Genomic DNA, 13,138 nt, shown 5'->3' on the forward strand with positions numbered 1-13,138 from the left:
ATACTAAAATTTAGATAAATGTGAATATTTTATGGTTTATCTATGCAGGACCCCTTATCATTGTGCTACAATGCAAATGATGGAGGGGTTTTTATATTGGAACAAATCCAACAACAATTTCTTAATATGCTCAAATATGAGCGCCTATTCTCAGAACATACTTTAAAAGCATATCATGATGATATCGTTCAATTTAATCGCTTCTTGGCACAAGAGCAACTCACATTGCAATCCTTCAGTTACCAAGAGGCAAGGGGATTTTTACAATTGTTATATGACATGGGGTTGCAGCGTACAACGGTCTCACGTAAGATTTCAACGTTGCGCAGCTTCTATGCGTATTGGATGACGATAGACGAGCATATCACAAATCCATTTGTACAATTAGTTCACCCGAAGAAAGAACGCTACTTACCATCATTTTTTTATGCGGAAGAAATGGAAGCGCTGTTTCAAACAGTCATTCAAGATTCAAAAAAAGGTTTGAGAGATCGCGTTGTTCTTGAGCTACTTTATGCGACAGGCATACGTGTATCTGAGCTCGTAGGGCTTAAAAAGTCAAATGTTGATTTATCAATGTCTTTACTCAAAGTAATGGGGAAAGGACAGAAAGAACGCATCATACCGTTTGGAGAGTTTTGTCGTCAAAGTATCATTGACTATTTTTCTTCTTTCGGTCCGATACAGCACGCCACACACGATTATCTCATCGTGAATATGCAAGGGAAGCCCATTACAGAAAGGGGTATCCGCTATCTATTGAATGATATTGTAAAACGGACAACAGGTGTTACGTCAATTCACCCACATAAGTTGCGCCATACGTTTGCTACACATTTATTAGATGCAGGTGCTGACCTAAGAACTGTACAGAACTTGTTAGGGCATGTGAACTTGTCGACGACAGGACGGTATACACATGTAACAAATCAACAACTACGACATGTTTATTTACAAGCACATCCACGTGCAACAAAAGGAGAGAAATGATTTATGAGTTCATCAATTCATGCAACAACAATTTACGCAGTAAGACATAACGGACAAGCTGCAATGGCTGGTGATGGTCAAGTGACTTTAGGTCAACAGGTCATCATGAAAAATACAGCTAAAAAGGTGAGAAAGCTTTATAATGGTAAAGTTGTCGCTGGGTTTGCTGGTAGTGTGGCAGACGCTTTCACATTGTTTGAAAAATTCGAAATGAAACTACAACAATACAGTGGCAAACTTGAAAGAGCAGCAGTAGAACTTGCAAAAGAGTGGCGTGGCGACAAACAATTACGTCAATTAGAAGCGATGTTAATCGTAATGGACGACTCAAATCTACTAGTTGTCAGTGGGACTGGAGAAGTCATTGCACCTGATGACGACCTGATTGCGATTGGTTCAGGTGGTAACTTTGCACTCAGTGCAGGTCGTGCGTTAAAACGACATGCGTCACATCTTTCTGCACGTGAAATGGCTTACGAAAGTTTAAAAGTTGCATCTGAGATTTGTGTATTTACAAATGATCATATCATCGTTGAAGAATTATAATGGAGGTTTTTATTTGATGGATACAAACGGTATTAAGTTAACGCCGAAAGATATTGTCTCAGAACTAAATACGTATATTGTTGGACAAGATGAAGCGAAGAAGAAGGTTGCAATCGCATTGCGTAACAGATATCGTCGCAGCTTATTAGATGATGAGACAAAGCAAGAGATTGCCCCAAAAAATATTTTGATGATGGGGCCGACAGGTGTGGGTAAAACTGAAATTGCAAGACGTATGGCTAAAATTGTCGGCGCACCATTTATCAAAGTAGAAGCAACAAAGTTTACAGAAGTAGGCTATGTTGGTCGTGATGTTGAAAGTATGGTGCGTGATCTTGTAGATGTTGCTGTTCGTCTCGTTAAAGACCAGAAGAAAGCAGCGGTTCAAGACGAAGCATCTGAAAAGGCGAATGACAAGCTTGTAAAGTTACTTGTTCCCAGCATGAAGAAAAAAGCAGCACAAAATATGAACAATCCATTGGAATCATTGTTTGGTGGTTCACTTCCAAATTTCGGTCAGCAGCAAGAAGAAGAGGAAGAGCCGCCAACAGAGGAAATCAAAACGAAACGTTCTGAAATTCGACGACAGTTGTTGGCTGGTCAGTTGGAAGAAGAAAAGGTACGTGTAAAGGTTGAGCAAGACCCCGGTGCACTCGGTATGTTAGGAACGCAACAAAATGAGCAAATGCAAGAAATGATGAATCAACTCATGCCTAAGAAAAAGGTTGAAAAAGAAGTGCCTGTAAAAACAGCACGTAAAATTTTAACGGATGAATTTGCAGATCAAATGATTGACCATGAAACTGCAAACCAAGAAGCACTTGAACTAGCAGAACAAATGGGAATTATTTTTATCGATGAGATTGATAAAGTGGCAACGTCAAGCAGTCACGGTGGTGGACAAGACGTGTCACGACAAGGTGTTCAGAGAGATATCTTACCTATTCTGGAAGGTAGCGTTGTCAAAACGAAATATGGTACGGTAAGTACAGAACACGTACTATTCATTGGTGCGGGTGCTTTCCACGTATCAAAACCGAGTGATCTCATTCCAGAATTACAAGGGCGTTTTCCAATTCGTGTTGAATTAGAAAGCTTAACGGTAGATGATTTTGTAAGGATTTTAACAGAACCGAAATTATCACTCATTAAGCAATACGAATTGTTGCTGAAGACGGAGGAGGTTACTGTTAATTTCACAGATGAAGCAATTCAACGTCTTGCTGAAATGGCGTACCATGTGAACCAAGAAACGGACAACATTGGTGCGAGACGCTTGCATACAATATTAGAAAAAATGCTTGAAGATTTATCATTTGAAGCGGCCAATATGCCACATGCACATGTCGATATTACACCTCAATATGTAGATGATAAATTGAAGACAATTTCAACGAATAAAGATCTTAGCGAATTTATATTATAAAAAGGAGTAGAAATATGAGCTTATTAATAAAGACTAGAGAACTCAGTAGCTTATTACAAAAACATAAAGGAATTTCAGTTAACTTTAAAGATGTTGCACAAACAATTAGTAAAGTAACAGTTACAAATGTATTTATTGTCTCCCGAAGAGGGAAAATTTTAGGATCGTGCTTAAACGAATTATTAAAAAATGACCGTATTATTAAAATGTTAGACGATAAACATATTCCAGATGCTTATACTGAAAAATTGATGCATGTTTATGAAACAACATCTAATATTGATATTGAAGACCCATTATCTGTGTTCCCATTAGAGAGTAGAAGCTTATTTGAAGATTCAAAAACAACAATTTTTCCAATTATCGGTGGTGGAGAACGTTTAGGTACATTAGTATTAGGTCGTTTGTCTGATCCATTTGAGGAAAACGATCTTGTATTAGGTGAATACGCAGCTACGGTTATCGGTATGGAAATCTTACGTGAAAAACATTCTGAAATTGAAGCAGAAGCGCGTGATAAAGCAGCAATCTCTATGGCGATTAACTCTTTATCATATTCAGAAAAAGAAGCGATTGATCATATCTTTGAAGAGCTTGGTGGCACAGAAGGATTATTAATTGCATCGAAAGTAGCAGACCGTGTAGGTATAACACGTTCAGTTATCGTAAATGCTTTGCGTAAATTGGAAAGTGCAGGCGTTATCGAATCACGTTCACTCGGTATGAAAGGAACATTCATCAAAGTGAAAAAGCATGCATTTCTTGATGAATTAGAACGTATAGAATAGTCAATTTTAACTATTGCATATAAAGAATCATTATGGTATATTTATATGCGGCTATTAAAAGCCAAAACACACACGTTTAACGAGCATATAAATGGGTGCGATTCTCAAGATCGTTTTTATATGAGTTAACGTGGAGGAAGATAACCAATAGGAGGAATTTTATTATGGCAGTTATTTCAATGAAACAATTGTTAGAAGCTGGTGTTCACTTCGGTCATCAAACACGCCGTTGGAACCCAAAAATGAAAAAGTACATCTTCACTGAGCGTAACGGTATTTACATTATCGACTTACAAAAAACAGTGAAAAAAGTTGAAGAAGCTTACAACTTTGTGAAACAAGTATCTGAAGAAGGCGGTAAAGTCTTATTCGTTGGTACTAAAAAGCAAGCACAAGAATCAGTGAAAGCTGAAGCAGAACGTGCTGGACAATTTTACGTTAACCAAAGATGGTTAGGTGGAATCTTAACAAACTTCAAAACAATTTCTAAACGTGTACACCGCATTTCAGAAATTGAAAAAATGGAAGAAGATGGTACATTCGATGTACTTCCTAAAAAAGAAGTTGTTGAACTTAAAAAAGAATACGACCGTTTAATCAAATTCTTAGGCGGTATTCGTGATATGAAATCAATGCCACAAGCATTGTTCGTAGTTGACCCACGTAAAGAGCGTAACGCAATTGCAGAAGCTCGTAAATTAAACATCCCAATCGTTGGTATTGTTGATACAAACTGTGACCCAGATGAAATCGACTACGTAATCCCAGCGAACGATGATGCGATTCGTGCGGTTAAATTATTAACTGGTAAAATGGCAGACGCTGTCTTAGAAGGTCAACAAGGCGTATCTAACGACGAAGTAGCTGCTGAACAAAACATCGACTTAAACGAAGATGAAAAAGCAGAAACAACTGAAGCAGAATCAACTGAAGCATCTGTTGAATCTAAGTAAGTAGAATCTTAAAATGGGTGATAAGATATTGATGCTTATCTCCCTTTTTTTAAAATAAACAATCAATCGATATTGGAGGAATACTGAATGGCAATTTCAGCTAAACTTGTAAAAGAATTACGTGAAAGAACTGGCGCTGGCATGATGGACTGTAAAAAAGCGCTTGAAGCAACTGAAGGTGACATCGATAAAGCGATTGACTACCTACGTGAAAAAGGTATTGCAAAAGCTGCTAAGAAAGCAGACCGTATCGCAGCAGAAGGTATTACACATGTAGAAGTTAAAGGTAACGACGCTGTTGTAGTTGAAATCAACTCAGAAACAGACTTCGTTGCACGTAACGAAGGTTTCCAAGAACTTGTTAAAGAAATCGCTAACCAAATCTTAGACACAAAAGTAGAAACAGTTGAAGCGTTAAACGATACAACATTACCAAACGGTAAAAAAGTATCTGAACACATGACTGAAGCAATCTCAACAATTGGTGAAAAATTAAGCTTACGTCGTTTTGAAGTGAAAACTAAAACTGACAACGATGCATTCGGTGCATACTTACACATGGGTGGACGTATCGGTGTACTTTCAGTTGTTGAAGGTTCAACTGACGAAGAAGCTGCAAAAGATGTTGCAATGCATATCGCAGCAATCAACCCTAAATATGTTTCTTCTGATCAAGTAAGCGAAGAAGAAATCGCACACGAAAGAGAAGTATTAAAACAACAAGCATTAAACGAAGGTAAACCAGAAAACATCGTAGAAAAAATGGTTGAAGGTCGTTTACGTAAATACTTACAAGAAATCTGTGCAGTTAACCAAGATTTCGTTAAAGATCCAGACCAAACTGTTGAACAGTTCCTTAAAGCTAAAGGTGGTAAATTAGTTGACTTCGTTCGTTACGAAGTGGGTGAAGGTTTAGAAAAACGTGAAGAAAACTTCGCTGACGAAGTAAAAGGACAAATGAAATAATCAACACGGTTTTGTATAAGAAAGAAGGCACCTGTTGTGTCCTCCTTTGCATGACTTCAATGCATTGATATTGAAGCCGTGTGTAAGGAAGATACCTATTGTGTCTTCTTTACTTGTATTGTTCCATATAATACGAATAGAGAGGTTAATGAATAATGACTGAAACTTCAAAATATAAGCGTGTAGTATTAAAACTTAGTGGAGAAGCATTGGCAGGAGAAAAAGGATTTGGTATTAATCCAATCATTATTAAAAGTATTGCACAACAAGTTGCAGAAGTTGCTAAACTAGATACGGAAGTCGCTGTAATTGTGGGTGGCGGAAATATTTGGCGTGGTAAAACAGGCAGTGACTTAGGTATGGACCGAGGAACAGCGGACTATATGGGAATGCTTGCAACTGTAATGAACGCATTAGCCTTGCAAGATAGCTTAGAGCAACTTGATTGTGATACACGTGTATTAACATCAATCGAGATGAAACAAGTCGCAGAACCATATATCCGTCGTCGTGCAATTCGTCATTTAGAGAAGAAACGTGTCGTTATTTTTGCTGCCGGCATCGGTAACCCATATTTCTCAACAGATACCACTGCAGCATTGCGTGCAGCTGAAGTAGAAGCTGAAGTAATTTTAATGGGTAAAAATAACGTAGATGGTGTTTATTCTGCGGATCCAAAGGTAGATCCTAACGCACAAAAATATGAGCGTTTAACTTATATTCAATTACTACAAGAAGGATTACAAGTAATGGATTCGACAGCCTCTTCATTCTGTATGGACAACGATATTCCATTAAAAGTCTTCTCTATCATGGAAGAAGGAAATATCAAACGTGCTGTATTAGGTGAAGATATCGGAACAATTATTACGAAATAATATAGAGGTGAATTATTAATGAATGCAATTATTAAAGATGCAAAAGATCGTATGAAAAAATCTGCTGAGAACTTATCACGCGAATTAGCGCAAATCAATGCAGGTCGAGCAAACTCTAACTTGTTATCAGGTGTGAATGCAGATTACTATGGTGCGCCAACACCTGTTCAACAATTGGCTAGCATTAATGTACCAGAAGCACGTTTATTAGTGATTTCTCCATATGATAAAACGTCATTGAAAGAAATCGAACGTGCTATTATTGCTGCAAACTTAGGTGTCAACCCTACAAGTGATGGTGAAGTGATTCGTATCACGGTTCCAGCTTTAACAGAAGAGCGTCGTAAAGAGCTTGTTAAAGATGTGAAAAAAGCAGGAGAAAATGCGAAAGTCTCTGTTCGTAACATTCGTCGTGATGCCAATGACTCATTGAAAAAGCAAGAGAAAAATGGTGAAATCTCAGAAGATGAATTACGTGTTTCTTCAGATGAAGTTCAAGACGTTACAAATGAGGCAATCAAAGAAATCGATCAACTCGTTGCAGATAAAGAAAAAGATATTATGTCTGTATAGATAAGATGTATTGTGTTTATTGATCTGTCATTACCTTTAACCATCTTAATGGTGACAAAGGTGTTCAACGATGTGAGAGACTATTCAAGATGTAAGATATGAATGGTTTTCAACACGGTTGTACAGATCAACAATAGGAATGAAAATGCTTAAACTGTACCGAATCAGACTTTGGTACAGTTTTTTTAATGTTTATTTAACGAGCTATATGAGTGTGGTAGAATGATAGATGAATGTTTACTTGTAAGATGATATATTTAAGAGACACTAAAGGCTCGGAGGAACACGCATGTTTAAGAAATTTAGAAAGAATGACAACAGACAACCGCAGTGTGATACATTAGATTTACAACATATACCAGAGCATATTGCGATTATTATGGATGGAAATGGACGTTGGGCAAAACAGCGTAAAATGCCAAGAATAAAAGGTCATTTTCAAGGTATGGAAACAATCAAAGCAATCACGAGAGAAGTGAGTACATTAGGTGTGAAATATTTGACGCTCTATGCTTTCTCAACAGAAAATTGGTCGCGTCCACAAGAAGAAATCAATTATATTATGGGGCTCCCTGTTAACTTTTTAAATACATTTTTACCAGAACTCATTGAGAAGAATGTCAAAGTAGAAACAATTGGTTTTGTGGATGAATTGCCAACGAAAACAATACAAGCCATTGAAGAAGCAAAGTTGAAAACAGCAGATAATACAGGTCTGACGCTCATTTTTGCGATTAACTATGGTGGACGTGCAGAGATCATGCACGGCATTCAAAATGCAATCAAACATTTTAAACATGCCTCAGAGAGTGAGATTGAGCAGTTGACTGAAAAAGATTTTTCACGCTTTTTGATGACAGCTGATTTTCCAGATCCAGACCTGCTTATTCGTACATCCGGTGAACAACGTATTAGTAACTTTTTGATTTGGCAACTTTCATACAGTGAATTTATTTTTAATGAAAAGATGTGGCCAGAATTTGATGCAGAAGATTTGCAAGCATGTATAAAAACATATCAATCGCGCCAAAGACGATTTGGGGGATTGTAGATAGGAGCATTGAGATGAAGATTAGAACGATTACAACAATAATTGCACTTATTGTGTTTTTGCCTATTTTGTTATTAGGTGGTAGAACGTTGATGTATTTCACGTTCGTACTCTCATTAATCGCCTTGAAAGAATTGTTAAATATGAATCGAATTCGCTTTTTATCAATTCCTGGATTGATTAGTGCGGTAGGGTTAAGCATTATTATGCTCCCTGAAGAATTTGGCGCATGGGTTCCTGTTCTACAACAAAAAGGGCTCATTATTTTAAGTTTTGTTATTTTAAGCTATACGGTCATGTCAAAAAACCGATTCAGCTTCATAGACTCTGCGTTTTGTCTGATGTCTGTTGCATATGTAGGCATCGGGTTCATGTATTTTTATGAAACACGCGAAGCAGGACTGCATTTCATTTTATTCGGTCTCTTAATCGTCTGGTTAACAGACACAGGCGCATACATATTTGGCCGTTCTTTTGGGAAACACAAGTTATGGCCAGTTATCAGCCCGAATAAAACTGTCGAAGGCTTTATTGGTGGACTCTTTTGCAGTCTACTCGTTCCATTGACTTTTATGTTCTTCGTGCCATTCGACTTACACATGGTATGGATTCTTGTTCTAACGGTGATTTTAAGTGCGTTTGGACAACTTGGAGACCTTGTGGAATCTGGTTTTAAACGTCACTTCGGTGTCAAAGACTCAGGTCGATTATTGCCGGGACACGGTGGTATTCTTGATCGATTTGACAGTTTTATGTTCGTATTGCCGTTAATGAATATTCTTTTAATTCAAATGTAAAGTGAAGTGAAATCAATGAAAAATATAGCGATTCTCGGTGCATCTGGATCGATTGGTCAACAAGCGATTGATGTGATTGAGCGTCATCCAGAACATTTTAACTTAGTCGGGCTAACAGTTGGTAGACGTGTTGATGATGCTGTTGCAATTGCGACACGACTCAACCCTAAAATTGTATCTGTCCAATATGAAGAAGATGTTGCGCGTTTCTCTCATTTAGATGTGAAAGTGGTTTATGGCGATGAAGGATTGAAAGAAGTTGCAACTGCCGCACACAACGATCTTGCCTTGAATGCACTAGTTGGAAGTGTGGGACTATCTCCGACGATAGCTGCAATTGAGAACGGCATTGATATTGCACTTGCGAACAAAGAAACACTCGTTGTTGCGGGTGAGCTTGTAATGGCACATGCAAAAAAATATGGTGTGAATATCTTACCTGTTGATTCTGAGCATGCTGCAATTTTTCAATGTTTAAACGGTGAAGATCAGCGTCAAATAAAAAAAATTACGATTACAGCGAGTGGCGGTTCATTTAGAGATCTCACACGTGATCAACTCGAACATGTGACGGTTGAAGATGCATTGAATCATCCGAACTGGTCAATGGGGCAGAAGATCACGATTGATTCCGCAACGATGATGAATAAAGGTTTTGAAGTGATTGAAGCGAAATGGTTATTTGACTTAGAAATCGAACAAATCGATACGATTTTGCACAAAGAGAGCATCATCCATTCGATGGTAGAGTTTGTTGATACGAGTGTCATGGCACAACTAGGTACACCAGATATGCGCATGCCGATTCAATACGCATTTACATATCCTAACCGTATCGAACATGATGCGCCTGCGCTTAACTTAGCAGAAGTGGCACAATTAAATTTCAAAAAAATGGACTTAGAACGCTATAAATGTTTAAAATACGCATATGATGCATTGAAAATAGGTGGTACAATGCCAGTCGTGTTGAATGCGGTCAATGAAGTGGCTGTTGCGAAGTTCTTAAATAATGAAATTGGCTTTCTAGACATTGAACGCCTCATAGAAGAAGAAATGAACGCACACGAAGTGATTCAACAGCCGACACTGGAACAAATATTAGCAGTGGATCATCACTATAAAACTAAAGAATATGAGGTGTAGCAATCTGTGTTAATAACCATTATTGCATTTATTATTGTTTTCGGTTTGCTCGTAACAGTACACGAATATGGACATATGTTTTTCGCAAAACGTGCAGGTATTATGTGTCCAGAATTTGCGATTGGTATGGGGCCGAAAATACTATCTTTTCGTAAAGATGAAACATTGTACACAATACGTCTTTTACCTGTTGGTGGGTATGTCCGTATGGCAGGAGATGGTCTAGAAGACGCACCTGTTCAACCCGGTATGCATATTCGCATTAAGTTGAATGACCAAGATGAGATTACGCATGTCATTCTTGACGATCAACATAAGTTTCAACAAATTGAAGCACTCGAAGTAAAAAAAGTCGATTTGGAAGAAGATATGTACATCGAAGGAATCGCAGCATATGATGAGTTACGTCATCGTTATACAATTGCTGAAAAAGCTTTCTATGTTGAGCATGGGAGCTTGATTCAAATTGCACCTCGTGATCGTCAATTTACACATAAAAAACCATTGCAAAAGTTTTTGACATTATTTGCAGGGCCACTGTTTAACTTTATATTAGCGTTTGTGTTACTGCTTGGTTTAGCCTACTATCAAGGCACGCCCACAACAACAATTGATCAAGTTGCAGAAGGAATGGCTGCAGAACAAATCGGCCTGAAAAAGGGAGATACAATCACTGAAATAGGCGACAAAAAAGTTAACCGTTTTCGTGACGTGCAGTCTGCTTTAAAAGCAACAGATGGACAGGAAACAGAAGTGAAAGTGACTCGTAATGGTAAGACGATTACAAAAACATTTAAACCAGAAAAATATGAAGTCGCTGTATCTAAAAATAAAAAGCATACAGAATTCAAACTCGGCATACTACCTAAAAAGGAACACTCTTTAGTTGATCCAATTATTTATGCAGGTGAAGAAACATTACGATACGGTAAGTATATCTTTGTTGCAGTTGTGAGCATGATTGGTAGTATTTTTACGGGTGATTTTAGCTTTGATATGCTCAATGGCCCAGTAGGTATCTATAAAAATGTCGACACAGTCGTAAAAACAGGAATTATTAACTTGATTGGTTGGACAGCTGCACTAAGTGTCAACTTAGGGATTATGAACTTATTGCCAATTCCAGCGTTAGACGGTGGTCGTATTTTATTCGTTTTATATGAAGCTATTTTTAGAAAACCAGCTAATAAAAAAGCGGAAACAGTTATTATTGCAGCAGGGGCTGTATTTGTCATGATTATCATGATTTTAGTTACTTGGAACGATATACAAAGATATTTCTTATAATTCATATAAAGGGAGGCATTTTTAAGAATGAAGCAATCGAAAGTCTTTATACCGACATTACGTGAAGTTCCTGCAGAGGCAGAGGCAATTAGCCATCAACTTCTTTTGAAAGCAGGAATGATTAAACAAAATACAGCAGGAGTATATAGCTATTTACCACTTGCAACGAAAGCAATTCATAAAATTTCAGACATCATTCGTGAAGAAATGGAACGCATTGATGCAGTAGAAGTTGTTATGCCAGTATTACAACATGCAGAATTATGGCAAGAATCAGGCCGTTGGGAAGCGTATGGAGCAGAATTGATGCGTTTACGCGATCGTAACCAACGTGAATTTGCATTAGGACCAACGCATGAAGAAGTCATCACTTCATTAGTTCGTGATGAATTGCGTTCATATAAACAATTACCATTAACACTTTTCCAAATTCAAACAAAGTTCCGTGATGAAAAGCGCCCACGTTTTGGTTTATTACGCGGTCGTGAATTTATCATGAAAGATGCATATTCTTTCCACACGGATGAAGAATCACTGATGAAGACGTATCAAGATATGTATGATGCTTATAAACGCATTTTCAAACGTGTCGGTTTAAATGTACGTCCGGTTGTTGCCGATTCAGGCGCAATTGGTGGGAATTATACACATGAATTCCATGCATTGAGTGCGATTGGTGAAGATACCATTGTATACAGTGAAAATAGTGATTACGCTGCAAACATTGAAAAAGCAGAAGTTGTTTATACACCACCTGATACAGAAAAAAAAGCACCAAAAGCATTAGAAAAAATCGCAACACCAAACATTAAGACGGCGAAAGACCTTGCAGAATTATTAGAATTGCCATTAGAACACACAACGAAATCAATGGTATTCAAAGTGGATGGCGACTTTGCGTTGATTTTAATTAGAGGGCATCATGAAATCAATGACGTGAAGTTAAAAGATTACTTCCAAACAGATAACATTGAAATGGCAACGGAAGATGAGATCCGCAATTTACTAGGGGCTGCTCCGGGATCATTAGGTCCTGTCACAGACCGTGATATTAAAGTGTACGCAGATTATTCTGTTCAAGACTTAGTTAACATCCCAGTAGGTGCGAATGAAGACGGCTATCACTTTGTCAATGCAGTGATTGATCGTGACTTTACAGTAGATGGCTTTGGAGACTTCCGATTCATCCTTGAAGGGGAACCCCTTGCTGATGGCTCTGGACCAGCGAAGTTTGCTGAAGGTATTGAAGTTGGACAAGTATTTGTACTTGGTGAAAAATACTCTGAAGCAATGAATGCGACAGTATTAAACAATCAAGGACGTGAACAAAACTTAACAATGGGTTGCTATGGTATCGGTGTTTCAAGAACATTGAGTGCTGTTATCGAACAACACCATGACGATAACGGTATTATCTGGCCGAAGTCAGTGACTCCATATGATTTACATTTAATTACTGTGAATCCTAAAAAAGAAGCACAAAGTGAGTTATCAGATAAACTTTATGCAACACTTCAAGAAAAATATGATGTGTTATATGATGATCGTCAAGAACGTGCAGGTGTTAAATTCAATGATGCTGACTTAATTGGCTTACCAATTCGTATCGTTGTTGGTAAAAATGCTGAAGATGGTATTGTTGAAGTAAAACGTCGTGACACGGGTGAAAGTGAAGAAATCAATGTTGATACACTCACTGACTACATCGCAGACCTTTATGAGCAATTGTAAGCTTTC

At 37.8% G+C, this 13,138-nt stretch carries 13 protein-coding genes; all 13 read left to right on the forward strand.

From position 1 onward, the window contains the following. The first annotated feature begins 96 nt into the window (after positions 1 to 96). Entirely contained in the window at positions 97 to 990 is an 894-nt protein-coding gene (locus C7J88_RS01135; protein WP_169712256.1) for a tyrosine recombinase XerC, read from the forward strand. Positions 991 to 993: 3 nt separating this feature from the next. Then, entirely contained in the window at positions 994 to 1,536 is a 543-nt protein-coding gene (hslV, locus tag C7J88_RS01140; protein WP_095116373.1) for an ATP-dependent protease subunit HslV, read from the forward strand. A 16-nt stretch (positions 1,537 to 1,552) separates the two neighbouring features. Continuing rightward, entirely contained in the window at positions 1,553 to 2,962 is a 1,410-nt protein-coding gene (gene hslU, locus C7J88_RS01145) for an ATP-dependent protease ATPase subunit HslU (protein WP_095116374.1), read from the forward strand. Positions 2,963 to 2,976: 14 nt separating this feature from the next. Then, on the forward strand, positions 2,977 to 3,750 hold the full coding sequence (gene codY, locus C7J88_RS01150; RefSeq protein ID WP_095116376.1) for a GTP-sensing pleiotropic transcriptional regulator CodY: 774 nt from the start codon (positions 2,977 to 2,979) through the stop codon (positions 3,748 to 3,750). Positions 3,751 to 3,914: 164 nt separating this feature from the next. Next, positions 3,915 to 4,703 carry a 30S ribosomal protein S2 gene (gene rpsB, locus C7J88_RS01155; RefSeq protein ID WP_095116378.1) on the forward strand — a complete coding sequence of 263 codons (789 nt, stop codon included), beginning with the start codon at positions 3,915 to 3,917 and terminating at the stop codon, positions 4,701 to 4,703. A gap of 87 nt (positions 4,704 to 4,790) precedes the next feature. Continuing rightward, positions 4,791 to 5,669: a translation elongation factor Ts gene (gene tsf / locus C7J88_RS01160; RefSeq protein WP_095116380.1), complete on the forward strand. Its 879-nt coding sequence runs from the start codon at positions 4,791 to 4,793 to the stop codon at positions 5,667 to 5,669. 155 nt (positions 5,670 to 5,824) lie between these two features. Continuing rightward, positions 5,825 to 6,547: a UMP kinase gene (pyrH, locus tag C7J88_RS01165; RefSeq protein WP_095116382.1), complete on the forward strand. Its 723-nt coding sequence runs from the start codon at positions 5,825 to 5,827 to the stop codon at positions 6,545 to 6,547. An 18-nt stretch (positions 6,548 to 6,565) separates the two neighbouring features. After that, on the forward strand, positions 6,566 to 7,120 hold the full coding sequence (gene frr, locus C7J88_RS01170) for a ribosome recycling factor (RefSeq protein ID WP_095116384.1): 555 nt from the start codon (positions 6,566 to 6,568) through the stop codon (positions 7,118 to 7,120). Between the two features lie 289 nt (positions 7,121 to 7,409). Then, positions 7,410 to 8,171 (forward strand): undecaprenyl pyrophosphate synthase, encoded by a 762-nt coding sequence (gene uppS / locus C7J88_RS01175; RefSeq protein ID WP_095116386.1) that lies wholly within the window; start codon positions 7,410 to 7,412, stop codon positions 8,169 to 8,171. Between the two features lie 14 nt (positions 8,172 to 8,185). Further along, positions 8,186 to 8,968 carry a phosphatidate cytidylyltransferase gene (locus C7J88_RS01180; RefSeq protein ID WP_095116388.1) on the forward strand — a complete coding sequence of 261 codons (783 nt, stop codon included), beginning with the start codon at positions 8,186 to 8,188 and terminating at the stop codon, positions 8,966 to 8,968. Positions 8,969 to 8,983: 15 nt separating this feature from the next. Beyond that, the gene (locus C7J88_RS01185; protein WP_095116390.1) at positions 8,984 to 10,114 is read left to right on the forward strand and encodes a 1-deoxy-D-xylulose-5-phosphate reductoisomerase; all 1,131 of its coding nucleotides are present in this window, start codon (positions 8,984 to 8,986) and stop codon (positions 10,112 to 10,114) included. A gap of 6 nt (positions 10,115 to 10,120) precedes the next feature. After that, positions 10,121 to 11,401, forward strand: coding sequence for an RIP metalloprotease RseP (gene rseP / locus C7J88_RS01190; RefSeq protein ID WP_095116392.1), 1,281 nt, complete (start codon positions 10,121 to 10,123; stop codon positions 11,399 to 11,401). A 27-nt stretch (positions 11,402 to 11,428) separates the two neighbouring features. Beyond that, positions 11,429 to 13,132, forward strand: a complete 1,704-nt coding sequence (locus tag C7J88_RS01195; protein WP_095116393.1) for a proline--tRNA ligase — start codon at positions 11,429 to 11,431, stop codon at positions 13,130 to 13,132. Positions 13,133 to 13,138: the final 6 nt, after the last annotated feature.

Origin of the sequence: Staphylococcus muscae (assembly GCF_003019275.1) — a bacterium.
Lineage (GTDB): Bacteria > Bacillota > Bacilli > Staphylococcales > Staphylococcaceae > Staphylococcus > Staphylococcus muscae.